Source organism: Frankia torreyi (assembly GCF_000948395.1).
Taxonomy (GTDB): Bacteria; Actinomycetota; Actinomycetes; order Frankiales; family Frankiaceae; genus Frankia; species Frankia torreyi.
Genome location: NZ_JYFN01000019.1, coordinates 1 through 24,825, shown reverse-complemented (window position 1 = coordinate 24,825; position 24,825 = coordinate 1). Strand labels below are relative to the sequence as shown.

The window sequence follows — 24,825 nt, the reverse complement described above, 5'->3', positions numbered from 1 at the left end:
GCCGCCACAACCACCATCGGTGTCCGTGGCACGTCATCCGGACTCCTGCCCGTCATCCCGACACCTGTCGCATCATCCCGACACCTGTCGCATCATCCGGACCGTGGCGGCGCCGACACTCGTCGGCCCCAGCAGCATGCACATGTCGCCGATCCGACGTCACAGGGCGCCCCCGGACGGGCGGCGGAATGGGAAGGTCGTGGTCGTAGGATCGCCAGGAACCCGACGAAGGCGTCATTGCAGGCCAGGATGCCGCGGTCGGGACGGGGACGGCGGTGCGGCGGGCTGCCCGACGGCGTTAACGGACGGATCTGAACCTTGTTGATTGACAGATCACTCGTGGAGGCGGCGCTTCCGGGTTACACCGTCGAGGGCGACCTGGGCCGGGGTGGCTACGGGCTCGTGCTCGCCGGGCAGCACCGACTCATCGGACGCAAGGTCGCCATCAAGATCCTGCTGGACACCTCCGACGACGCCGATCTGCGCGCCCGCTTCCTGGCCGAGGCCCGGGTGCTGGCCGAACTGGACCACCCGCACATCGTGCGCATCCACGACTACGTGGAGCACGAGGGCACCTGCCTGCTGGTGATGGAACTGCTCTCCGGCGGCACCCTCAAGCAGCGGATCAGCACGGGTCCGGTGTCCCCGGAGACGACCTGCTCGATCGGCCTGGCGGCCGCCGCGGCCCTGGCCAACGCGCACACGCAGGGCGTGCTGCACCGCGACGTCAAGCCGGACAACATCATGTTCGCCGGGGACGGCCTGCTCAAGGTCACCGACTTCGGCATCGCCAAGATCTTCGACGGGGCGGAGACGACCGCCAGCGCGATCCTCGGCACCCCGCGGTACATGGCCCCCGAACAGATCATGGGCGTGCGACTGTTCCCGTCGACCGACCTCTACGCCCTCGCCGGGGTGCTCTACGAGATGATCGCCGGCCGGCCCCTGTTCGGCCGCCAGATGGCGGTGNAGCCGCTCACCCACCACCACCTGACCGTCATGCCGGAGCCGCTCACCACGGTTCCGCCGCCGATCTCCACCGTGATCATGCGGGCGCTGGCGAAGGACCCGAACGCCCGGTTCGCGGACGCGACCGACTTCGCCCTCGAACTCGCCCGGGCCGGCAGCCGGGCCTTCGGGCCGAACTGGCTGTCCCGGTCGGAGATCAAGGTCCGGGTGGACGACGAGATCCGCGAGGCGGCGCTCGGCGTCTCGACCACCCCGCGGCCGCCGCTCTCGGGCGCGCCGGGCTACCCGGCCGGACCCGCCCACGGATCCGGCCCGGCCCGCCCCGGCTACCCGGCGGGTCCGGGCGCGTTCGGCAACCCCGCCGGCGCCGGTGGCCCGGGCCGGGCCAGCGGTCCCGGCGGACCAGGCGGTCCCGGCGGACCAGGCGGGCCAGGCGGACCCGGAGCCCGGAGTGGGCCTGGGCCCGCCGGATCTGGGGCTGGGCCTTCCGGACCTGGGGCTGGTGGACCGGGGGCTGGTGGCTACCCGCCGCCCGGCGGCTACCAGAGGCTTCCCGGCACGCCGGCCGGCCTCGGCGGCCAGCCGGGTTCCGGCGGCGGCCCCGGAGGGCTCGGTGGCCCCGGCGGCCCCGGGTTCACCGGCGCCCCCACGGTGCGGGGCAACCAGGGGCCCGGACCGAGCGGGTGGGGCGGATACCCGCCGGGAAACACGCCTGCGCCGTACACGCCGCCGCCACGCCCCCTGGGCGGTGGTTACGGCGGCGCGCCCGGGGCCGGCGGACCGGGCGGCGCGCAGTTCGGCCCGCGTCCGGGCGGCGTGCCGCTCGACCCGACCCGGCAGGCCGGGCACCACCAGACCGCGGGCACGCGCATCCGCGCCTCCTGGATCATCGGCGGCATCGTCTTCGCCTTCGTCGTGGCGGCCACCGTCGGCATCGTCCTGGCCGTGGCGACCTCCGGCGGCGGAGGCGACGACCGCGCCGCCTCGGCCGCCCCTCGGGTCGCCACCGCGTACCGCGGGCAGGCGCTGACCGTGCAGGGGCTGAGCCCGTACAGCCTCGCCCTCGACCCCGACGGGTCGCTGCTCGTGTCCAGCCTGGCGACCGACCGAATCCAGAAGATCCCCCCGACCGGTGCCGAGAACGACTTCGCGGGCACCGGCGCGGGCGGGAGCGCCGGCGACGGCGGCCCGGCCACCGCGGCCCAGCTTGACGGCCCGGGTTCCACCACCCGGGACAAGGCCGGAAACATCTACATCGGGGACGCGAAGAACAACCGCATCCGCAAGGTCACGCCCGCGGGGGTGATCTCCACGGTCGCCGGCACCGGCACCGCGGGTTACAGCGGCGACGGCGGCCCGGCCACCGCGGCCCAGCTCAACAGCGCCGAGAAGGTGACCACCGGACCCGACGGCAGCGTGTACTTCTCCGACTACGAGAACCACCGCATCCGGAAGATCGACCCGGCGGGGATCATCACGACGTACGTGGGCACCGGCGTCGCCGGCTACACCGGTGCCGGCGGCGCGGCGACCCAGGCGAAGATCAACGGCCCGAACGACATCACGATGACCGACGACGGCACGCTCTACTTCGCCGATCTCGGCAGCGACACCATCCAGAAGGTCACCCCGGACGGCATCATCAGCACGATCGCCGGCACCGGGGAGGCCGGCTACGCCGGCGACGGCGGCCCGGCCCGGTCGGCCAAGCTGAACGTGCCATCCCTGTCGATCGGACCGGACGGGAAGACCTTCTATATCGCCGACTACCGCAACAACCGGGTTCGGAAGATCGACCCGAACGGCATCATCACCACCATCGCGGGCACCGGCACCGAGGGCTCCGGCGGCGACGGCGGTCCGGCGACGGCGGCCCAGTTCAAGAACCCGAGTTCGGTGGTGGTCGACGGCAGCGGCGCCGTGTACGTCGCGGACAACGGCAACGACCGGGTCCGGCGCATCGACCCGGCCGGCACGATCGCGACGATCGCCCAGCCGGGCTGAGCCGACCGTCCGGGTCCGAGTTTCCGGTCGTGGGCGCCCGGCTCGGTGTCCTCGCGTGGGCCTCGACCGGCCACCGGCAGCCCACTCGTGCCGCCAAGGCGCCGTCGCCGCCTGAATTGGCATACCTTCGCCGTGAGACCTGCCTGCCGGTCAGGCCTGCCTGCCGGTCAGTCTCGCCCTCCGGTCAGACCGCAGGCCCGGTCAGACCTGCAGGCCCGGTCAGTCACGCAGGCCCGGTCAGTCACGGTCAGTGCCGCAGGCCCGATCGGTGCCGCAGGCCCGATCGGTGCCGCCCGCCGGACGCTGCCGCTCCCGGTCGGTTCCACGGGCCGGAGGTCGATGCTGCCCCGGCCGGTCGGAGCGCCCGTGGCACACAGTGGCGAGCGGGTGGTGGGTTGCGGACGGCTCTCTGGGAGGACGCGTGGGCGGACCCGACCGCCGGTCGGTGTTACGGGCCGCGGGCGGCGGGCTGGCGCTCGCCGGCGCCGGGCTGGGCAGCACGCTGCTCGCCGGGTGCCGCGGGGATACCCGTCCCGCACCCTCCGCCGTCGACTGGCAGGCCCTCGACGCGCGCCTGACCGGCCCGCTGCTGCGCCCGGCGGACCCGCGATACGCCGCGGCCAGCACGCTGTTCGACCCGGCCTTCGACGCGATCCGACCGCAGGCGGTCGCCCGGGCCACGTCCACCGCCGACGTCCAGGCCTGCGTCGAGTTCGCCCGCCGGACGGGGCTGCCACTGGCCGCCCGCGCCGGCGGGCACAGCTACGGCGGCTATTCGACGACGACCGGCCTGGTCGTGGACGTCACCCCGATGGCCGAGGTGGCCGCGGCGCCCGGCCAGGTCGCGCGGATCGGGGCGGGCGCCCTGCTCGTCGACGTGTACTCCGGTCTCGCGCGCGGGGGGCTGGCGCTGCCGGCGGGTTCATGCCCGACCGTGGGCATCGCCGGACTCGCCATGGGCGGTGGGATCGGCGTGCTCGGCCGGCGCTACGGCCTGACCTGCGACCGGATGGTCTCCGCCGAGGTGGTGCTCGCCTCCGGGGAGGTGGTGCACACCGACGCGGACCACGAGCCGGATCTGTTCTGGGCGCTGCGCGGCGCGGGCGGCGGCAACGTCGGCATCGTCACCTCGTTCGCCTTCGCCCCCCACCGGGCGACGCCGTTGGTGCTGTTCACCTATCGCTGGGCCTGGGATGGCGCCGCCGACGTGGTGGCCGCGTGGCAGGACTGGATCTCCGCTCCCGGCGGCGCACCGGAGAGCCTGTGGTCGACATGCGTCGCCTTTTCGGCGCCCTCGGCCGGTGTCGGCGGCACCCCGACGCTGCGGGTGAGCGGGGTGCTGTCGGGCGGTGCCGGTGACGACGCGATGGCCGGCCTGCGCGCGCGGCTCGCCGACCTGGTCGATGCGGCCGGCCACCGGCCCACCGGGACCTACGTCACCACCCGGGGTCACCTGGAGGCGATGCTCATCGAGGGCGGCTGCGCGGGCCGCGCGGTCGAGACCTGCCATCTGCGCGGCCGGACGCCGGGCGGCACACTGCCACGGGTCGCCCAGCGGGCCGCGTCGGCGTTCCTGCACAGGCCGATGCCGTCGCGCGGCGTCGAGGTGCTACTGGGCGCGGTCGAGGAGCGCCAGCGGACCGCCGGGGCGGGCTCGGGCGGGGTGATCCTGGATTCCTGGGGCGGAGCGATCAACCGGGTCGCCCCGGGCGACACGGCGTTCGTCCACCGCGGCGCGATCGCCAGCGCCCAGTACGTCGCCGGCTACGCCCCGAACGCCACGCCGGCCGCGCAGGAGGCCAACCGCCGCTGGCTGCGTTCCACCGTCGAGGCGACGGCGCCGTTCGTCTCCCAGTCCGCCTACCAGAACTACATCGACCCCGAGCTCGCCGGCTGGGCGCAGGCGTACTACGGGACGAACCTGGATCGGCTGCGGCAGGTGAAGCGGGCCTACGACCCCGACGACCTGTTCCGCTTCGCCCAGGGCATCACGCCGGCCTGATCGCGGCGGCCGGGTGATCCGGCCGGTCCACGCCCGGCTTCACCCCGCCAGGCGGGAGGCGACGCCTCAAGCCGCCGGCCCGCAGCGATGATCAGTCACCTCTGGTAGCCACCCCGTGCCAGGAGTCGACGTCAGCCGGCCCGGGGTGGCTTGAACTATTAGAGCCTGTCGCTTCCACGTCGCCAAGTGGCTACCAATGGTCAACTCGCTGTCCGTTCGGTGTCCCGGCGAGGGGTACGCCGTGTCCGCGACGGTGTCCGCCGGCGCGTCCGAGGACGGGCGGGGCTGCGGGTCACCCAGGCCGGGTGGAGAGGCGGCCGTCCGTGGGGGTGCCACCCGCCCCTCGGCGATTCCCCTTGCGACGACTACTCAAGGTGAGTACACACATGCTGTCGGTGACTTATCGACGTTGGTGTCCGTCCGGCCTTATCGGCTGGCTGTGCTGCGAGGTCCTGCATGAAGAGACTGATCTGGCCGTGGGGTATCGGGTTGTTCATCCTGTTCTTCGCGGTGACCGCCCCGAGTGACGCCGCTGACGTGGTGCACAACACCGTGGGCGTGCTGGGCGGGGTGGCCAACGGGCTGTCGGACTTCGTGTCCGAGGCGACCGCCTGAACCGTCGCCGATCCGGCCGGCCGCCCGCGACACCAGTCGGACCGGCCGGGCGGACCGGCCGGTCTAACGGAGTTCCTTGGCCAACGGCCTGGTCACCGCGACCGTGCCGGTCCAGTCCGAGATGTCGGACTCCACGACACCCCAGCGCGCTCCCTTGGCCGCGATGACCCGGCCGTCACCGATGTACATGCCGACGTGGCCGGGTGCGTCCGCGGTGCCGTCGGTGCCTGGCGTGAACAGCAGGTCCCCGGGTTGCGGGTCGACCCCGGCGACCACCGGGCCGAACCGAAGCTGGTCGGTGGTCACCCGGGGCAGCTCGATGCCGATGTTCCGGTAAGCGGCCTGCACGAGCGAGGAACAGTCCCAGGCGTCCGGCCCGATCGCCCCCCAGACGTAGGGCTTACCGATCTGTGACTCCATGAACGCGACCACGGGGGCGATCGTGCCGGCGGGGATCTCCACGCCGAACTCGAGCGAGTCCCCGTAGACCTGTGTCTGGGCGAGGATCGTGCGCACGTAGTTGCGGGTCTCGGTGTAGGGAGGGATGCCCGCGAAGGCGAGCACCGCCCCGGCGCCGGCGTTGTAGGCGGCCAGCATCTTCTCCTGCCCGTCGCCGGGCACGGAGGCGACCGACGCCGCCACCGCGCAGTCGTAACGGGCTGCGGCCGGGATCGCGTCGGTGGGGTTCCACACGTCGCCCTGGCCGTGGCTGGCCCAGGTCGCGGGCATGAACTGGGCGATCCCCATCGCCCCGACGGGCGAGCGGGCCTGCGGGTTGAACCCGGATTCCTGATGGAGCTGGGCGGCCAGCAGGGCCGGCGTCACCTCTTCGCAGCCGGCACCGTTCGCCGCGTCCGTGATCAGTTGCACGTACTCCGCCGGGATGCCGTCGGCGTTCTCGATCGACTTGTTGCCCCGGCCGTGGTCACCGACGAACGGCCCGGCGAGGGACATGATCAGGATCGAGATCAACAGGATGATCCCACCGATGACGATCGCCGAGCCGGTGCCCAACCACACCAGCCACCCGGTTCGCTTGGGCGGGAAGCGGCGGGCCATCCGACCTCACCGCCCCGGCGCGTCGCCGGCGACGCTCGCGAGATCCGCCCCGGCGACCCGCCACGTCCCGTCGGCCTGACGCAGCAGCGTCAGGGCGGGGGTGGACAACGTCGCTACCGGAGCCTCGTTGCCCGTCGTGCTCTCGCGACGCACGTTGAGCTGGAGCACGACGCGGCCCGTGGCGGTGGTGTCGACGCCGCCCAGGGGTGTGGTCGCCAACACCGACACCTGCGAGCGGGCGCCGTGGGCCCGTAGATCCTCCCAGGCCTGTCCGTCAGCGCCACCATCAGCGGCGCTGGTGGAGCCCGCGCCGAGCGAGGCGGCGAAGTCCTCGGTGAGGCAGTCCCGGGCCCGCCCGACGCCGGCCGATGGTCCCGAATCGGTCCGGGCGTCGAACGACTGCCAGCGGGTGAAGCAGTCGGCCGCGACCGCGGCCGGGTTCGTGCGGTCGACCTCGCCGGTCGCCGGGGCGGTCGCGGTGGCCAGCGGGGGCCCCGGAGCCTGGCTGGCACCCGGCGGCGGGCCGGTGGTCACCGGCGGACTCGGGGTGGGGTCCGCGGCCCGGCCCAACGTCCCACAGCCCGCCAGCACCGCCAGCACCGCCAGCGGGATCAGCAGGGCACGCAGCGGCGCCGACCCGCCCTGGATCACTAGCACGTCCGGGCGCCGCTACGCCGAGCCGCCGTGGCGCCCGATCATCGGCACGCCGCCGCATTCGGGGGCGCCGGCATCGGCGATCCTCGTGGCCGCCCTTGCCACGCCGCCGGTCATTCCCGGCCGTCCAGCCAGTCCCGCACGCGGCCGCGGCGCACCCGCCACTGGTGGCCGACCTTGCGGGCCGGGATCGCCCGTTCGGACAGAAGCTTGAGGACCGTGCTCTCGGACAGGCGGAGCCAGGCGACCAGCTCGTCGACGGTGAGCACGTCGTCGTCGTCGGCGGGCCGGGCCGCCGGTCCACCAGCCGTGGGCGTCGTGCCCGCGCCGCTCGTGGGAGCGCCGACGGCCCCCAGCCTGGTGGCCCCGCCGGTGCCGCCGGACACCGAGGTCCTGGTCCCCGGCGGGGACAGCGGCGGCGCGAGCGGCGCGACCGGAGGCGCCGCAGCGGCGGGCGCGCCGGGCGGCGTGCCCGGGGCGGTCGCGGACGGCATGCCCGCCGGCCCGCCGGAGCTCGCCCGGGGCCGACTCGCCCCGGTGAGCGTGGAGCGCGCAGGAGACGATCCGATCGGCGCGGTCCGGCCGGACAGCGGCGCACCCTGCGGGGCGCCCGAGCGCCCCGGACGGGCGGAGGGCCGGGGCGTCGCCATCGAGAAGCCGTCCTGCGCCACCGACGCTCCTTTCGCTCTGCCGCACGATTCGCGCCGCGTGAACCTGGCCGCCCCCGCCGGCCCCCGGCGCGGATCTTCCACCGGACCCGCCACCGGTTCGCCTCGGTAATGGCGGATCGCACATCTCCGGTTCCGGAAGGTACACCGACCCATCCGTTGTGGGTAGCCTCAACCAGAGCTTGTCATACTCGAATGGCTCGTGTTACATCGATCCGACCGCAGCCAAAGGCAAGTAACCGTAAGTAACCTTAACTGGCACTAGCTAACCTGTAGAGAGCCGGGAGGGCGACGGCGCGTGAGCGATGTGCCACAGGCACCGTACGGTGAGGAAGGCGACGCGCGGCCCGTTTCGCTCATAGGAGCCCGCATCCCCACGTCGGCCTCCCGTTCCAACCGGCTGCCTGACCGAGACGACCAGTACGGGCGCGACGAGTCACCGAGCACCGAGGACGCCGAGTCACCTCCCTACGCGCGCTCCGGGCGCCGGCGGCATCGGCGGCGGAGCGGGTCCGACTCGCCGCAGCCACCCGACGAGGCGTGGCAGAGCGAGGCGTTCCACCTCGATGATGCGACATCGGCGACCGAACCGGGTGCGGACCGTGCAACCGCCGCGGAGGCCACATCCCCGACGGATCCGCCGGGTGCCGGGCGCGGCGTCCAGACGACGCCGGGCGCCGAGCCGGCCGAGGACCTCCGGCAGACGCGCGGCAGCCGGACGCGCCGCGCCGGCCGGCCGGCCGCGATCGCGCCACGCAACCAGGCAGACCCTTCCCGCCGCCCGGCGCCGCCCGGCGGCGCCGACGCCTCGGCCCCGGGATCGTCGCGGGACGTGATGGTCCCGTCCCGAGCGGACGGCTCCGACCATGCCGCCGGCACCGGAGTAGGCACCGGCACAGGCACGACCGCACAGACCGCGGGCTCCGGTCCCGGGGCCGATCACGGCCCCGCAGCCGCCCCCGCCGAAGCAGTCGCCGCAGGTCCCGGGCCTACCGCGATCCCCCCGCACGCCTCCGGGCCGCTGCCCGTCCCTGATCCCCCCGCCGCCGCGACGCCCCCGCGCAGCCGGCCGCCCAGGGCATCGGCTCCACCCCGGGCGGCGGCCACCCGGCCGGTCCCGGCCGGGGGACCCCCGGGGGCCCCCGGTGCGGCTGCCACGGAGCGGGGCGACCGGCCCGTCACCGCCGTTCCGACGCCCGCGACCGGCCCGATCGTGGTGACCGATTCGATCGCTGTGGGCGACTCCATCCCCATGACCGACTCCGTCGCCGTGACCGATTCCATCGCCGTGACCGGCCCGATCGAGGTGACCGGCCCCACCGGAGTGCCCGGTTCCGGCACGGCGGCCCCGCCCGCCCCCGTCACCGGGCCGGCCCCGGCGGAGCGGACCACCGCCGCCACCGGACCCATCGCCCGCTCGGCCCCGCCGACGCCGAGCCGCACGCCCACCCCCAGCCGCACGGCCACCCCCAGCCGCACGCCCACCCCCGGCCGCACGGCCTCACCGACCCCGAGCCACACGGCCTCACCGACCCCGAGCCACACGGCCTCACCGACCCCGAGCCACGCGCCGACCGCGCCCCGCCCGACCTCGCCGCCCACCCCGCCCCGGGCGCGCGCGGCGGCGGGCGGGCCCGCGGCCCCCGCCACGCCGACGGGCCACCGCGGTGCGAAGCCGGACCCGTCCACCTCGCCCGCCCGGACAGCGGCGCTAGCGCCGGCACCCGGCGCGGAGCCGGCGCCGCGGACCGCTCGCCCGTCCCGCCCCTCCCGTAAGGCGACCGTGCCGGTTCCGGACCGGCCGGGCTCTGCGCGCCGGCCGGAATCGGACAGCCAGCTCAGGCCGTGGCAGGAATCGCGCCGGGAAGCGGGCGGTCTGCAGCCATGGGAGGAGATCCCGGTCCGGCTCTCGGTTCGCGACCGGGCCCGCATCCCGCTGCCGGGCTCCTGGCGGGTCACCGTGACGTCGCTGTTCCCGTACTCCGGGACGACGACGCTCGCCGGCGTGATCGGCCTGACCCTGACGGGGGTGCGTGCGCATCCGGTGCTCGCCGTCGACCTGTGGCCCGGGGAGTTTCCGGCCGGGGGCACGGCACCGGCCTCGGGCGGCGACGAGGACGAGCCCCGCGGCGACCCGCTGACCAGTCGGGTCGGCTCCGCCGGCACGACCACGGTCGCGGACGTCGTCCGCTACCAGTCCGCCGACGGGTCAGCCGCGGAGCTGCGCCTGATGATCAGCGGCCACCGTTCCGGGGGCGCCCGGGACCTCGATGTCCTGCCGGTCCGGCCGGACGCCGGCCAGATCACCGCGGACTCGCCGTCCGCCGACGACGGCCCTGAGGGCCAGGACGCGCCCGCGGTCCCGTCCGGCGCCCAGCCGGTCACACCGACCGGGCTGCGCTCGGCGTTGGGCCTGCTCGCGCACTCCTATCCGCTGGTACTGGTCGACGCGCCGACCGGGGCTCCACTCACCGAGGCCGCGGTAGAAGCCGCGGATCTCGTCGTCCTGACGACGCTCGCCACGGCGGCCGATCTCGAAGCGACTCTCATGCGGTTGCGGGCGTTCCGCGAGGCGCCGGGCCGCCGGCCGGCCCGCGACGGGGGGCCGCCGATCGTCGCGGCGATCGTCGCGCCGCGGCGCGGTCGGCCGTCACCCCGTACCCGAGCGGCCGCGGCACGGCTCGGGCGGCAGGTGGACTCCCTCGTGCGTATCCCCTACGACGCCCGACTGGACCCAAGCCGGCATACGCCGGTCCGTATCCCACGGCTGCGCCGACGTACTCGCCGTGCCTACATGCGACTGGCCGCAGCCACCGTGGAAAGCCTGTTCGCATTGGCAAAGGCCGAGGTAGCGGCCCCTCCGGCGGCCAGCGAGCGGCCGACAGGGACCTCACACGACGCCATCGGACCGGTCACCCCACGCAAGGAGGCCGGCGCGACCAGCGGCCCCACGAGCACTACCGGGGATCACCCCACGCCGCCAGGCGTATCATTCGGCGACCTACGGTCACCAACGGCACCCTCAAGGATCGCCGGACCGGATCGTCCGGGCGGACCCCGCCCGTGAGAAAGGAACCCCGATGATCCTGGACGCCGCCGCCAAGGCGACCGTCATCCTGGCCGACGTGAAGGTGAACCCGGACGACACCAAAGCGCCCGGCATCAACGCGCTGAAAGACCTGGTCAACGGCCTGGCCGCCTATGCGGTGATCGCTGCCGTCGCCGCCGTGCTACTCGGCGGGATCGCCTGGGCACTCGGCGAACGGATGGGACTCGAGCGAGCTTCCACGGTCGGAAAGAGCGGCGTCATCGCCGGCTTCGGTCTGGCATTCCTCGTCGGCGCCGCCGCAGCCTTCATCAACTTCTTCCTGGCCACCGGCGCAACGGCCACCGCCCCCGCGCCCAACCCAGGGGGACAGCGCCCACCCGCCGTCGTTGTCACTGTCGCCGTTGACCCCGGCGTGGTCCATGACCCATCGTCAACGCTCTTCTGACCGGTTCCCCGGGTACCGGCGGGCGGACATTGCGATGATGACCGTGCCGTCTTGTGAGGGGAGTGGGCGTTGCCGGGCCTGATGGAGAGTGTGGCCAGACGCCTGATCATCATCATCGTAGCCACCGGCGCGGTGAGTGTGATCGGCGGAGTGGTGATCGGACGCTATGTCATCCCAGACAAGGGCGCGAGTCCAGACACCGCCTCAGTCGCGCCCGCCCCCGCTCCTAGTACAGCTCCGGCCACTAGTCCGGCGGCCATATCACCCACGCCCACTCTGGTCCCGAAACCAGATTCCGCCGAAGGGAAACCACTAGACTCCGCGAGTGGTAGCCAGGTCCCCGGCCTTCCCGCGCGGATCAACGAGTTCGGCATCCCAGTTGGTTACCCTCATACCGAAGCCGGTGCAGTGAGCGCCTGCGCAAACTACGATGCCATCACCGGGACACTGCGAAATCGCGAGCCTTCCCGGATTAGAAAGATGTACGAGTCGATTGCGCTACCTGAATCTTCTAAGCGGATCGCTGACCTGATCATCAAGAATGATGAAGACAGCGCTAAGGCATACGACGTCCCGTCGATTCAGAGTCCCAACTTTAGCCTAATCGGGCGAGGAACGGGATATGCGGTCCGCTCTTACAATGAAAATGAAGCGAATGTAACCATCTGGGGCACTATCGCATTCGGAATTTATGGGAATCCAAACCCCAACCTAGCACCTAGGCAGGGCTGGGGTACGGACTTCTGTCAGATCGTATGGAATGAGGGGGACTGGAAGCTTAAGGACGCGAGCGACGGTCCAGCACAGCCGGATATTACTGAGCGCGCTGCCGAAGGTTTCAAGGAATTTCTATTGGTCGGAGCCGGTACGTGACCGAAGGTAACGAAGTTCTTGCCGCACCCTTCAGTTCCCTGAATCCCCTAAGCGCAATTAAGGGCGCTATTTCGGGGAGCGTGGATGCCTACTTCAATTCGATGGGGACTGCGTTCTGTGGGATGGCCGCGGACCTGTCGAGTTCCGTGTTCAGTTTCGCGGCGCAGAAGACGACCATCGATCTGAAGGCCGACTACGTCGTCGAGAACTACAACATCGCGTTCGGGATCGCGGTGTTGATCGTCACCGGCCTCTTCCTCTGTGCCTGCATCATGGGGGCGGTGCGGGGTGACCCGCACATCTTCGTTCGGGCGCTCACGGCGACCGGCACCTCGATCCTGGGCTCCTTCATCGCGCTTGCCCTGCTTCAGATGATTCTGACCGCCTCGGACGGAATCGCCGACGCCTTCGGCAACGGGAAACCGCTGGGATCCGATCTCGTGGCTCAGGTACGCGCGCTACCGGAACAGGGCAACTTCGCCCTCGATCTCGTGCTGTCGCTGCTCGTCGCGATGTTCTCGTTCGCGCTGTTCGTGGTGCTCTACATCCGCAAGGTCGCGATCATCGTGATGGCGGTCTTCATCCCGCTCTACCTCGCCGGGCAGCCGACGATGTCGACGAGCGCCTGGCTCAAGCGTGCCACCGAACTCCTCCTGGCCCTGATCTTCGCGAAGCCAGTCATATATGCCATTTTCACGCTCGGCGCCGGGATGGCCAGCGACTCGACCGGGTCTACGGTCGATCAGACCCTGACGATCCTCGGCGGGACCGTGGTCATGATTGCCGCGGTGTTCGCCCCGTTCGTCCTCATGCATCTGATGGGATTCGCCGACGTCCATCTGATGCGGGCCGTCGGCTCGGCGGGCCGGCGCAGCGCCGCATCCTTCGGCCAGGGTGCGGGCGCGCTGCTCGGATCGACGTCCCGGGAGACCTTCCGCGGAATTGGTGCCCGGCTCCAGACGCGTAATCGCGGCGTCCTCGGAGACACCGGCGGCATTGGTATGGAGCCCGGACTCGCTCGGCCGGCCGCGCTACGGACCGGACGCAGTGGAATCGGCGCGCCCGTGGGTGGGTCCTCCCGGGCCGGTGCCGCGACCGCGTCGGTGCGGGGCTCCGGCGGCAGACCCCGGACCGGCGGCTCCGGCGCGGGCGGCGCCGTGCGGCAGCCAGCCCGGTCCGGCGGCCCCAGCCGGACGGCCGTCCCGGTCGGCGCCAGTGCCCGGCCGAACGGTGCGACCCCCCGGACGGCCGCCCGCGTAGCACCGGCCAGGAACGGCGCGTCCCCGCGGACGAGTCAGGCCCGACCGCCGGTCGCTCCGGCGGCCCGACCGGCCACGGTCGCGGCACCAAAACTGCCACCGTCCCGCACCGGCGGTCAGTGAGCACGACATGCGAGCTGGCCGCAGCGTGCGGGCGGCCGGCACCGCGCAGAGGATCAACCGGCGAGTGAGGTAGTAGATGGTCGCGGAACGCAGCTATCGGTTCGGACCGCTCGAACGCGGCGGCGTCATGCTCGGCATGCGCTGGCCACAGCTCGCTCTGATGATCGGCGTGATGCTCTGCGTCCTCGGCGCCCTCCGGTCACCGTTGGTAACCATTCCGATCTGGGTGCTGCTCGCGGTGGCCCTGCTGTTCGTCGCCTTCGTCCGGGTGGAGGATCGTAACCTCGACCAGTGGGTGCCGATCCTTTTCGGCTTCACGATGCAGAAGGTGACGGGCGAGACGGTGTTCCGTGGCGCGTTCTTCCGGCTCGGCGCCGGGGAGGACCAGCTCAGCCGCACGGTCCTTCCCGGGCCGCTGTCCTCCCTGGTGATGTTGTCCGTCCCGGTCGGTGGCGGCCGGTACGTGGCGGTGGTCAAGGACGCCAAGAAGCAGACCTACACCGCCGTCCTGCAGGTGCAGGGCAGCCAGTTCGCTCTGCTGGAGTCCGGTGACCAGCAGGCCCGGGTCGACGCCTGGGGTGAGCTGCTGGCCGGGTTGACGGCCGGCGGCGGCAAGCTGTCCCGCATCCAGTGGCTGGAGCGCACCCTGCCCGATTCCGGGGACCAGCTCCAGCGCCATTGGCGGGTGCGCGGCCACCATGACGACTCCTGGGCCGCGGATGCCTACCAGCAGGTCATCGACGCCGCCGGTCCCGTCGCCCAGCGGCACGAGACGTACCTGTCGTTCCAACTGCGCGCCAAGGACGCCCGTCGGGCGATCCAGCGGGCGGGCGGCGGCGACCAGGCAGCCTGCGCGGTCCTGCTCGGCGAGCTGCGCACGATGGAGGCGGCGCTCGCCCGGGCGTCGATCAACACGGTCGGCTGGCTGCCCCCGCGGGCGCTGGCTGCGGTCATCCGCACGACCTACGATCCGTACTCGATCGAGATGATCGACGCTCGCGGCGGCGCGAGCACCGACCTCGCCGGCGGGTTGAAGGGCCTGGCGTCCGGAATCGACCCCGCGGTGGCCGGACCGGTACGGACCGTCACCGCATGGGATCACTACCGTACGGACTCGGGCTTCCACACCACCTACTGGATCAACGGCTGGCCCCGGGTGCCCTCGCCCGCCGCCTTCCTCGCCCCGCTGCTGATGGAGACGACCTGTCGGCGCACGGTGTCGCTGGTCGTCGAGCCGCTGCCCGGCCGGAAGGCGGAGAAGGCGGTGAACCGGCGGCGGATGGCGCACCTCGGCGAACAGCAGATGCGGGACAAGGTCGGCAAGGTCACGACACAGCGGGACGTGGCCGAGGCCGACGAGGTGGAACGGCGCGAGCAGGAGCTGATCGCCGGTTTCGGGGCGTTCCGCTTCCACGGGTTCGTCACCGTCTCCGCCGACGATCTCGATGGCCTCGCCGACGCCTGCGGCGAGGCCGAAACGCTGGCGTCACGCAGCCGGCTGGAGATGGTGCGCCTCGTCGGGGAACAGGACCAGGGCTTCAGCGTCGGGGCCCTACCGTTGGCGGTGGGAGTGGCGTGATGAACGGCAACGGCAACGGAGCGGTCGACGGCAACGGAGTGAGCCCCGATCCGGCGAGTTCGGCCGGCGGTCGGGGCGGCTTCATACCGATCCCGGCCGCGTACCCGACGGGTGACCTCGCCTCCGCGGTGGCCGGCCCCAACGGGGCCACCCCCGAGGCCGCCTACCAGGCGAACGGGTATGGCGGCGCCGGCGACGAGGTCGGATACGACGGCCAGCCCGGATACGACGACAGGCCCGGGTACGACGGCCAGCCCGGGCACGAGGACGAGGCGGGCTTCGAGGATGCCGGCTTCGACGACCTCGACCCGCCCAGCTACGACGAGGCCGGCTACGACCCGGACGGCTACCAGGCCGCGGCCTACGAGGCGGCCGGGCACGACCCGGGACGTGACGCCGAGGGTTTCGTCGACCTGGGTGGCGGTCCCCGCCGGCGCCGGTCGACTCCCCCGGCGGCCCCGTCGCCCCGCCGCGGCCGCCGGGCGGAACGGGCAGCCGCCGCCGCGGAGAAGGCCGCGATGCGTCGCGCCCAGGCGGCGTTGCGCCGCGGGGCGCAGCCCTCGAAGCTGCTCGGCCCCTTCGCCGGGCGTGCGTACCACAAAATGCGGCTGCCCGCGCATATGGAGACGACCGCGCAGATCGCCGGGATCTACCCGTTCGTGGTCGACTCCGGGCTGGCCGCACCCGGGATGTACATCGGCCGGCACGTCTGGTCGGGGAACTCGTTCGACTTCGACGTCTTCGAGCTGTACCGCCAGCAGGTCATCGAGAACCCGAACTTCGCCGTGTTCGGCGCGGTCGGTTCCCGCAAGTCGGCGCTGCTCAAGACGCTGATCTCCCGCGGCGCGGCGTTCGGCTACCAGGCGGCGGTGCCCTGTGATCCCAAGGGCGAGTACACCCGGCTGGCTCGCCGGCTCGGCTGTGAGCCCACCTACATCGGTCCGGGCATGGCGACCCGGCTCAACCCGCTGGACGCCCCGCCGCGCCCGATGGGCATCGCCGACGCGGACTGGGCCCGGGAGGTCAAGCGGGCCAGGTCGTCGCTGCTGTCGTCGCTGATCGAGACGGCGAAGGGCGTGCCGCTCACCCCGGCCGAGCACACCGCCGTGGACCTCGCTCTCGACGTCGTCACCCGGCAGATCAGCGGGGCGTCGCCGGAACGCTGGGCGACCCCGCTGCTCCCGCACGTCCTGGAGGCGATGACCGATCCCGCCGAGGAGGACTGCGTCAACCTTCCGATGACGGCCACCGAGCTGCGCGACGCCTCCCGGGACGCCACCCTGACGCTGCGCCGGCTCACCCACGGCGCGCTCGGCGGACTGTTCGACGGGCCGACGACCTCCCCGCTGGACTTCGACCGGCCGATCGCGGTACTCAACCTGGAGCGGGTCCAGGGCAGCGACGAGATGATCGCGCTGATCATGACCTGTGCGCAGGCGTGGATGGAAGCGGCCCTGATGCGCCAGGACGGCGTCCAGCGCTATGTCGTCTACGACGAGTGCTGGCGGCTGATGCGCTTCGCCGGGCTCGTCCGCCGGCTCTCGGCGCAGCAGAAGCTCGCCCGCCAGTGGGGCTGTGCCAACGCGATCGTCGCCCATCGCATCTCCGACCTGCTGTCCGCCTCCCCGGACTCGGTGGAGATCGCCAAGGGGCTGCTCGCGGAGACGGCGATCCGCATCCTGTACAAGCAGGCGTCCGACCAGATCGCCGACACCCAGGAGGCGCTCGGGCTCACCGACGTCGCCGCCGACCTGCTGCCGCGGCTCGATCCGGGCTTCGCGCTGTGGCTCATCGGCGCCCGCGCCTTCTACGTCGAGCACGTGGTCGGCGACCTGGAGATCCCGGTGGTCCTGAACGGGTCGAAGATGCACGGCGAGGTCGACGACACCAACCTGACCCCGGACGACCTCGATCCGGCGGAGCTGGACCCGCCGGATCTCGGTCCGGCTCGGCCGCGCCGCAGCGGCGCCGAAGGCGTCGCCGACGACGCAGGGTTCGACGGCGACGCGTTCGGCGAGGAGCCGTTCACCGGAGGCTACGGCTACCCCTCGGTCGAGCCCAGCTCCACCGGCTGACGCAGCTCCACCGGCGGACGCAGGTCCGCCATCGCCCGCTCGGAGGACGGCGGCCAGTCCAACCCGATGGGGTTGGGCCAGGTGAACCCGCCACCCAGCGCCACCCGCTCGGCGAGCCCGTACAGCGTTGCGTACAGGTCACCGAGCTCCGCCGCGCTCAGGGCCAGGTAGGGAGTCGAGGCCAACTGGTCGGTGGCGTCCTCGATCCCGGCCCGGGCCTGGGCGCCGAGCTCGGTCAGCGCGCCGTCGGCGGTGAGCCAGCCCCGCGCGGCAAGGTTGTGGACCGCGTCCGCCCACTCCCGCTCGCTCCAGCCGCGCGAGATCCGTAGCTGCTCACCGGGGCTGCGCCCGGTGGCCGCGGCGAGGACCAGCGCCTCGCAGGGGCCGACCTCGGCGTGCACGAGGGCGGCGATGTGCCCGTCGCCGCGATGCTCCCGCAGCGTCGTCAGCGCCTGCCAGAGCGCCAGGTGCGGCTCGGCGGGCAGGGGCAGGGCGGCGTTGGCGGCGGCGAGCGGCCGCCCCGCGGTGACCGCGGCCGCCGCCGCCCGGGCGGCGAGCGCCGCGGCGCGCCGCACCGCCACGCCCGTCGTGTCCAACCCCCACAGCTCGCGCAGGACGGCGTCGATCGCCGCGAGGCGGGCGTCGAGCAGCCGGGCCGGCGAGGAGTAGGCCCAGACGTCGGGCACCGAGCGCGCGATCCGGCGCGGCGCGAAGTTGTAGAAGGCCGAAGTAATCATCGCCGCGGACGCGGCCCCGAGCGGGGCGGCCCGCATGCCGATGTACCCCATCCAGAAGCCGTGGGAGCCGGCCTCCTCCCCGAAGCGGCGGACCGCGGGGTGGAAGTAGATGATCGCGTGGATCGGCTCCCCCACCTCCCAGATCCGGCGGGCGTCATAGGCGCCGGCCGCGCCGACACCGCTCACATCCGTCTGTCTACCGTCGCCCATGCAGTTCCTCCCGAGCGTGAGTCGGTTCCAGACTCCCCCCGTGCGGGGGCGGTATGCCAGGAAAAGACGTCATGACCGACCGTCGGCCGGGGCCGACACCCCGGCCAACGGTCCGCTTCCAGCGGGAACGCGGTGGAAACGCGACGGAAATGACGGTGCTTCGGTTCCCACCGTGGTGCCGGGGGGGTCGCCCGCCNCCGCCTGCCGCCGCCCGCCGCAACGGCGGGGGGNGCGGCCGGCCGGCTGATACTCAGTGCTGGTAGGTCACCCGCAGCACGGCCCGGGCGAGGGTGTGGAAGGCGAGGTTGAAGCCGACGACCGCCGGCGAGACCTCGTCGTTGATCTCCAGCTTGGGCACGTCGACCGCGTGCACGGTGAACACGTAGCGGTGCGGCACGTCGCCCTGCGGGGGCGCGGCGCCGCCGTACTCCTTGGTACCCCAGTCGTTGCGGACGTGATACGCCCCGGGCGGCAGGCCGGCGGACGCACCCCCGCCGGCACCGCGCGGCAGCTCCGTCGCCGAGCCGGGAAGGTCGACCAGCACCCAGTGCCAGAAACCGCTGCCGGTCGGCGCGTCCGGGTCATAGGCGGTGACGACGAAGCTCTCCGTCCCGGCGGGATGACCGGACCACGACAACTGCGGGGAGAGGTTCGCGCCGCCGGCGTCCTTGTACACCTGGTCAAGCGGCATGACTCCGCCGTCGACGAGATCCGTGCTGGTCACGTCGAATGACGGGCGCACGGGGAGCACGTCATACGGGTCGGGGGGAGTTCCGCGGTCGAGCAGGGACATCTACTATTCCTTTCGTTGCACCATCCGATGACGTTCCCGATCCGATGACGTTCCCGAGACGAAACCGTCACCTGTCGGCTCTACGCTTCCCCGCGATGAAACCTCACCCTGGAAGCGAGGACGAGAAAACGCCGTGAAACTGGTCACCGCGATCCTGCGCCCCCATCGCGTCGACGACGTCCGGGCCGCCCTCGGCACCTACAGCATCCATGGTATGACCCTCAGTCAGGTGACCGGATTCGGCACCGAGCTGTGGCGCACCGAGACATACCGTGGACGGACGTTTCATGACGAGTCGGTGAGCGCCGCGCGGATCGAGTGTGTCGTCGCCGATTCCGACGTCGAGGACGTGGTGAGCGTGATCCTGCGCTCGGCCGGGTCGACGGCGAGCGGGGCCGGGAAGATCTGGGTGCTGCCCGTCGAGACGTTGACGCGGGTGCGCACGGGCGAGCGCGGGCTCGACGCGTTGTGATCAGGACCGCGGCCTGCTTCGGGGCCCGGTCTGAACGGCGCGGCGGGGCGCCACGGGACGCACCGGGACAGGCCTGGTGCCGTGCGCCGCAGACCGATCGGCCACCCGCTTCGAGTGAGATGATCGTCACATTTTTCTGACATTGCTCACGCTACCTGCATTTCCGTACTTCGGCGAGCGATCAGCGGGGCGACAATGCCCCGTTGACCCGATACGGTTGAGAGGTCCCGGCGGGCGTCCCGTCGACTCCCCCCGTATCGGCGCGGAGCCCGTCGGGACCCATCTGGCCAGGCCGTTTCCCCTTGAACTGGCGGCTTCCTCGCAGCCTGGCGGCTTCCTCGCGGACGGACCGGCGTCGCCGCGGCGTCGCACTCTGCGGGGTGCGGCGCCGGCCGCCAGAAACCGCCCGGCGCGACCTTCCCGCCAAGCCGACGGCATCGCCGCCCACGCCGAGTCGCCACACCGGCCACTCCGGAAGCGCCGGTCCGGCGCACTGTGACCCGCGCCGGATCCCTCAGAAGCACCGCGATCTTCCGGTGAAGGCGCCGCGTCGGCCGCTGCCGGGCTCAGTCCCGGGCGGTCTCGCGGCGATGGGCCGCCGAGTGACGACCACCGCCACCACCACCGCCGCCGCCACGGCGCAGGCGCATGGTGACGGACGGGTCTGCGCCCTGGTCCTCGCCCTGGCGCCAGCCGTCCTCGTCGCCGCCGTCGGCCGGCAGACCGTCGTAGCGGTCCTGACCCCCCGCCGGAGCCTCGGTCGTCGGACCGGCCGCGGCGGTCGCCCGCGCACGCTTCCGCCGGTTCCGGAGGTATTCGACCATGATCGGTACCACCGAGACCAGGACGACCAGGACGAGCATGGCCTCGATGTTGTTGCGGATGAAATCTATCTTTCCGAGATAGAAGCCGAGCAGGGTCACTCCACAGCCCCAGAGCAACCCGCCGATGATGTTGTAGATGGTGAACATCCGGTAGTTCATCCGACTCGCCCCGGCGATGACCGGGGTGAAGGTCCGCACGATCGGAACGAACCGGGCGAGCACGATGGAGCGCGGACCGTTCTTCGCGAAGAACGCCTCCGCCTGCTCGACGTACTCCTGTTTGAACAACCGGGAATCAGGGCGCCGGAACAGCGCGGGGCCGGCCTTTCGGCCGATCAGATACCCCACCTGGTCACCCGCGACCGCCGCCAACCCGATCAGGATCATCGCGACCGGCAACGGCGTGGAGACCTCGTCCCTGGCGATCAGCATCCCCATGGTGAACAGCAGGGAGTCACCGGGCAGGAAGAACCCGATCAACAGCCCCGATTCCGCGAAGACGATCAGCAGGACGACGGCCAGCCCCGCCTTGATGAGGCTGTCAGCGCTGATCGCGCTGGGGCCTAGGGCGAGCGTGCTCGACGCGAACGTGCTCGACGCGAACGTGGTCACAATCGCGGGCCTCCGACGGCTTCGGGCGACGGGTCGGACGCGTCCGTTGAGATGACGGTGACGTCCNCCCCNCCGCACCGGCCCCGCCTGCGGACACCGTAAGGGTATCGAGCGCCCGGGCAGCCACGACCGGCACCTGCGGGTATCTGCCCCGATCCACAGAAGGTCCACAGTTCCGGTCCACATCGGGCGCACGGATCGGCCTCGCGCGGGAACCCGTCGGAAGGAGCCGTCGGAAGGAGTCGTATGGCGCCGGCCGGACCGTCCGCGGCTGATCCAGCCGCGCGGCTCCTCCGCCCCGGCAGGGCAGGGAACGAGCCCGCATCGACCGTCAAGCCGAGGACGACACGGACCGTTACTTGTACGACGGAACAGAACCATAGTCTTCATTCGTGCTTTTCTCGTGGCTCGGTCCGGACGATGATTCACCGACTTCCACCGGTCCGTGCCCGATCCCATCGGACGTCCGGGAGCACTGCTGCCGTTCCCCGGCCGCACCCGGCGCCGCCGGCCGGCCCGCACGGCGGGGGTCCGAGCGCCGGCCCGGTCCCAGAGTGGTCCGCGTGCCGCTCCTCGTGCTGCTTGTCGTGCTGGGGCTGATCCCGCTGGCCAGCTGCGGCCGGCGGGGCGACATCGACGGCGGGCAGGGCATCGCGAGCAGCGACGACGCACCCGCGGCCGCTCAACCGACCCGGCCGCAGGGTGCCGCCGGGGAGCTGCTCTCCCGGGAGGTCGTCACGCCGGCCCCGGCCGGCATCCGCGCCTGGCGGGTCATCTACTCGTCCCGGCCGACCGGCAAGGGCGCAGGCGCGGTCTCCGGCATCGTTCTTGCTCCGGGCACAGATGTTCCAGTGCCCGCCGGCGGCCGCAAGGTCGTGTCGTTCGGACACGGCACGACCGGCATCCAGGATTCCTGTGCGCCCTCGCGCGCCCGGCCGCCGCTGGCCGCGGCCGCCTGGACGTTCCCGCTGGTCCGGGCCGGATACGTCGTCACGTTGACCGACTACGCCGGGTTGGGTGTCCCCGGCGAGCATGCGATCTACGTCGCCGCCCCCGAGGGGCGGGCGGTGCTCGATGCCGCCCGCGCCGCCCGCTCTCTCACCGAGACGGGGGCCGGCCGCGATGTCGTCCTCTGGGGTTATTCACAGGGCGGGCAGGCGGTCCTGGCCGCCGGCGCGCTGGCCGCCGGCTATGCCCCGGAGCTACGCATCCGCGGCGTGGTCGCGACCGCGCCGCTGGCGGACCTGCCCGCCTCGCTCGCCACGCTGCAGCGCGGCGCCGACGGCGTCGGATACCTGCTGCTGGCGATGATCGGGTTGTCCGTCGACGATCCGCGGATCGACCTGGACCGCTACCTGACCCCGACCGGCCGGCGGCTGCTGGCGGTCGCGCGCACACGGTGCGCCGACGAGGTCACCAGGGCGAGCGTCGGCTCGACGATCCGTACGGCCTTCACCGCGGATCCGCTCACGCACCCGCCGTTCGCCGCCGGATTCGCGCGGCAGCGGGACGAAATCATGCGACGAATGGCTCCCACGCTCATCCTTCAGGGTGACCGCGACAAGATCATTCGCCAGCCGGTCACCGACGACGTGGTCAGCCGGCTGTGCGGCGAGGGCACGACGGTGGACTACCGGCGCTACCCGCTGGCCGACCATGGCTCGATCCTCGGCGCGTCGATGAACGACCTGATGAGCTGGGTCGCGCAACGCTTCGCCGCACGTCCGCCGGTGGTCGCCGACAGCTGCCCACTCGGCGCGGCCGCCCGCAGGTAGGCCCTGTGGAAAACCTCGGGGTGCCCCACTGACGGTCACGGTTGAATCGGTGCACGGTCCCCACGCGGGATCGGCGTCCGCCCGGTGGCCACGGTGCCCACCCTCGCTGACCACGGCCACGCCGAACCCGACGAGTGCCCCGCCGCACGGTGACCACCCCGGCTGCAGGGCAGGACAGACGATGCCCACCACGGAGCTGGGGACAAGCCAGCAGGGGGCTCGGGGGTGCCGAGCCCGGCAGCGCCTGTGGGCACCGTCCAGGCAAGGCGGCGGCGACCCGGCAGGCGGCCGTCGCCGCCGCACCGTTCCAGTCCACGGTGCCCACGGATGGCCTGTGGATTTCCGAGCCGCCGGGTTTCGGGCTCCAACCCGGGTAACCGTTCGACACAACAACCATGACCGGTCGGGGCGACGGCAGGTTCCGTGACCGCACTGCTGTGGACAGGTACCCGACGGATCGCGAACGCGACGTCCGCCCGGGCACGCGACCCCGTCGGGGTCAGCGTCCGGCCCCAGCACGATGCCCGGCGCCGAGCCCCGTAGGAGCAGGACGGGAGCCCGGGAAGGCGACCGTGGCGCGCCCTTCGCCACGAGTTTGCTCGACCCTGTGGATAACGTCCGACCGTTACCCACGCTGCTCATCCGTGGGCATGGTGCCCAGCACAGTGCCCCTCCTCGAGGCTGGTCGGTAGGGGGCGGGAAGTTATCCACAGGACGCGTGGCGTGCGGCGCCGAAGGTGGATCCCGGGGCCCCGGCTGGCGACCGGCGACGGCCGCCGACCTCCCTGTGCATAACCGAGATAGCCCCTGGTCAGCCGGGCTGTGCGTGACTTGATGCGCGGTTCCGGCCGTGGGCATGGCCGGTCCGCACGGGTGCCCTCCCCGCGCACCGATGAGCCGGGCCGCTGCCCATCGCCGGTCATGCGGACGCCCGCGGACCCGCCGCCGCTTGTGCACCGAACGCGCGGGGCTCCCGCCGGGCGCCGGGCCGCCCGGTGGAGCGCGGGCCCCGGAGGCAGGCGACGCCGACGGTCACCGTCACCCCTGTGGACAGCTCGGTCCCCCGCGCCGGTTCGGCGTGCTCACGCGATCATCCGTCGCTGCCGGCGGTGAAAACACGATGCCCGCGGACGGGGGCCGGTCGGCAGCAACGCTCTCCTTGCGGGGGGAGCCTGTGGAAGGCGCGATGCCCATGGACGGTGTGCTGGCGCCGGTGCGGGTCGTCCGCGGGCAGGCACCGAGGGCCCGCTGTGGATGGTGTACGTCCGGCCGCGCCCTCCTCGACGTCGTCCCCAGGCGCCGGGGACGACGATGCCCACCGGAGAGCTGGGGACAACCGCCACGCGGCCCACCCCGGGTTCCCGGACGACAGCCGCGCCCCCGCGCACTCGCCAGAGGTTGGGACACCGCGCCCGCGCCCGCGGATTTCCGGCAGGCGCACCCGGGGTGGTCATGGGCGGGCCTCGGTCTGACCCGGCATTGCGCCGCACGGTGCCCGCGGGAGATCCGCGGTCACCGCGCCCCGGCCGCACCCGTGGACACCGTCGCCGGCCCGGCGGTGACGACGGAGTCGGATCCGCGCGACGGCGCTGATCCGCGCACGGTGCCCACGGATGACATGTGGACTTCCCGGCTGGCGGATATCCCCGTGTTTCGCACTTCGGATTCTGCTGCGCCGACCGGCCCCTGTGATCTTGTTTTCGGGTCATGGGGGTTAGGTGGGGTCGATGCCGAGGAGGTCGAGCAGGTGCTGTTGGAGTGGTCCGGGTCTGGGGATGTAGGCGGGCTGGCCGGCGGCGGTGGGGACCAGGCGCAGGGGGGCGAGGGCTTCGAGGATGAGTCGGCCGGTGGGCCGGGCGGGGCGGCCGGCGTAGAGGCCGGGCAGCTTCTCGGCGGGGGCGATCGCCTGGCGGACGGCGCGTTCGATCAGGGTGAACACGAGCAGGGCCAGGCAGATGACGTGGATGAGGCCGTCGATGCGCTGGTTGGTGCGCAGGAACAGCGGGGCGACCGCGAGTGGTCCTTTGT

The 24,825-nt window shown here is 72.5% G+C and carries 18 protein-coding genes and 2 pseudogenes; 12 read left to right on the top strand and 8 right to left on the bottom strand.

Annotated elements, in window-relative coordinates:
• Nucleotides 1-339 precede the first annotated feature (339 nt).
• The 4 genes and pseudogenes from FF36_RS37870 to FF36_RS35940 form a co-directional block, all read left to right on the top strand.
• A pseudogene (locus FF36_RS37870) lies at nt 340-969 on the top strand (serine/threonine-protein kinase); the annotation flags it as partial.
• Nucleotide 970: 1 nt separating this feature from the next.
• Nucleotides 971-2,973, top strand: a 2,003-nt coding sequence (locus tag FF36_RS13580) for an SMP-30/gluconolactonase/LRE family protein (RefSeq protein ID WP_242422482.1), incomplete at its 5' end; no start/stop codon positions are given.
• 421 nt (nt 2,974-3,394) lie between these two features.
• Nucleotides 3,395-4,975 carry an FAD-binding oxidoreductase gene (locus FF36_RS13575; protein ID WP_044885418.1) on the top strand — a complete coding sequence of 527 codons (1,581 nt, stop codon included), beginning with the start codon at nt 3,395-3,397 and terminating at the stop codon, nt 4,973-4,975.
• A 456-nt stretch (nt 4,976-5,431) separates the two neighbouring features.
• Nucleotides 5,432-5,590: a hypothetical protein gene (locus FF36_RS35940; RefSeq protein ID WP_173402669.1), complete on the top strand. Its 159-nt coding sequence runs from the start codon at nt 5,432-5,434 to the stop codon at nt 5,588-5,590.
• Between the two features lie 63 nt (nt 5,591-5,653).
• Here the strand turns inward: FF36_RS35940 and FF36_RS13570 are convergent, their stop codons facing one another.
• The 4 genes from FF36_RS13570 to FF36_RS34180 form a co-directional block, all read right to left on the bottom strand.
• Entirely contained in the window at nt 5,654-6,649 is a 996-nt protein-coding gene (locus FF36_RS13570; RefSeq protein WP_044885417.1) for an NlpC/P60 family protein, read from the bottom strand.
• 6 nt (nt 6,650-6,655) lie between these two features.
• Nucleotides 6,656-7,306, bottom strand: a complete 651-nt coding sequence (locus tag FF36_RS13565; RefSeq protein WP_044885416.1) for a hypothetical protein — start codon at nt 7,304-7,306, stop codon at nt 6,656-6,658.
• A gap of 110 nt (nt 7,307-7,416) precedes the next feature.
• Entirely contained in the window at nt 7,417-7,689 is a 273-nt protein-coding gene (locus tag FF36_RS40365) for a helix-turn-helix domain-containing protein (protein WP_052681098.1), read from the bottom strand.
• 1,221 nt (nt 7,690-8,910) lie between these two features.
• Nucleotides 8,911-9,621 (bottom strand): hypothetical protein, encoded by a 711-nt coding sequence (locus FF36_RS34180; protein WP_128423308.1) that lies wholly within the window; start codon nt 9,619-9,621, stop codon nt 8,911-8,913.
• A gap of 133 nt (nt 9,622-9,754) precedes the next feature.
• Between FF36_RS34180 and FF36_RS34175 the strand changes: the two genes are divergently transcribed.
• The 6 genes from FF36_RS34175 to FF36_RS13525 all read left to right on the top strand — a co-directional run bounded on the left by FF36_RS34175 (nt 9,755) and on the right by FF36_RS13525 (nt 17,374).
• Complete coding sequence (locus FF36_RS34175) at nt 9,755-11,038, top strand: MinD/ParA family ATP-binding protein (protein WP_044885413.1); 1,284 nt, start codon at nt 9,755-9,757, stop codon at nt 11,036-11,038.
• 13 nt (nt 11,039-11,051) lie between these two features.
• Nucleotides 11,052-11,465, top strand: a complete 414-nt coding sequence (locus FF36_RS13540; protein ID WP_044885412.1) for a DUF6112 family protein — start codon at nt 11,052-11,054, stop codon at nt 11,463-11,465.
• Nucleotides 11,466-11,546: 81 nt separating this feature from the next.
• Complete coding sequence (locus tag FF36_RS32755) at nt 11,547-12,338, top strand: DUF8175 domain-containg protein (RefSeq protein WP_242422481.1); 792 nt, start codon at nt 11,547-11,549, stop codon at nt 12,336-12,338.
• Nucleotides 12,335-13,720 carry a TrbL/VirB6 family protein gene (locus tag FF36_RS13535; RefSeq protein ID WP_044885411.1) on the top strand — a complete coding sequence of 462 codons (1,386 nt, stop codon included), beginning with the start codon at nt 12,335-12,337 and terminating at the stop codon, nt 13,718-13,720. Before FF36_RS32755 ends, FF36_RS13535 begins: the two co-directional genes overlap by 4 nt.
• A gap of 76 nt (nt 13,721-13,796) precedes the next feature.
• A complete protein-coding gene (locus FF36_RS13530) occupies nt 13,797-15,299 on the top strand; it encodes an SCO6880 family protein (protein ID WP_011601304.1) in 1,503 nt (500 codons plus the stop codon).
• The gene (locus FF36_RS13525; protein WP_242422480.1) at nt 15,299-17,374 is read left to right on the top strand and encodes a conjugal transfer protein TraC; all 2,076 of its coding nucleotides are present in this window, start codon (nt 15,299-15,301) and stop codon (nt 17,372-17,374) included. The genes FF36_RS13530 and FF36_RS13525 overlap by 1 nt, the downstream gene beginning before the upstream one ends.
• On the opposite strand, the gene FF36_RS13520 is transcribed toward FF36_RS13525, so the two are convergent.
• The gene (locus FF36_RS13520; protein WP_128423307.1) at nt 17,341-18,321 is read right to left on the bottom strand and encodes an SCO6745 family protein; all 981 of its coding nucleotides are present in this window, start codon (nt 18,319-18,321) and stop codon (nt 17,341-17,343) included. The two genes, FF36_RS13525 and FF36_RS13520, sit on opposite strands and share 34 nt — an antisense overlap.
• A 250-nt stretch (nt 18,322-18,571) precedes the next feature.
• Nucleotides 18,572-19,114, bottom strand: a complete 543-nt coding sequence (locus tag FF36_RS13515) for a YbhB/YbcL family Raf kinase inhibitor-like protein (RefSeq protein ID WP_044885410.1) — start codon at nt 19,112-19,114, stop codon at nt 18,572-18,574.
• A 133-nt stretch (nt 19,115-19,247) separates the two neighbouring features.
• On the opposite strand from FF36_RS13515, the gene FF36_RS13510 reads away from it, so the two are divergent.
• Nucleotides 19,248-19,586: a P-II family nitrogen regulator gene (locus FF36_RS13510; RefSeq protein ID WP_044885409.1), complete on the top strand. Its 339-nt coding sequence runs from the start codon at nt 19,248-19,250 to the stop codon at nt 19,584-19,586.
• Between the two features lie 566 nt (nt 19,587-20,152).
• Here FF36_RS13510 and FF36_RS13505 read toward each other — a convergent pair.
• On the bottom strand, nt 20,153-21,022 hold the full coding sequence (locus tag FF36_RS13505; protein ID WP_044885408.1) for a DedA family protein: 870 nt from the start codon (nt 21,020-21,022) through the stop codon (nt 20,153-20,155).
• A 563-nt stretch (nt 21,023-21,585) separates the two neighbouring features.
• Here FF36_RS13505 and FF36_RS13500 point away from each other — a divergent pair.
• Nucleotides 21,586-22,797, top strand: a complete 1,212-nt coding sequence (locus FF36_RS13500) for a lipase family protein (RefSeq protein ID WP_242418825.1) — start codon at nt 21,586-21,588, stop codon at nt 22,795-22,797.
• Between the two features lie 1,714 nt (nt 22,798-24,511).
• On the opposite strand, the pseudogene FF36_RS13495 reads toward FF36_RS13500, so the two are convergent.
• Nucleotides 24,512-24,825: pseudogene (locus tag FF36_RS13495) on the bottom strand (IS1634 family transposase); the annotation flags it as partial.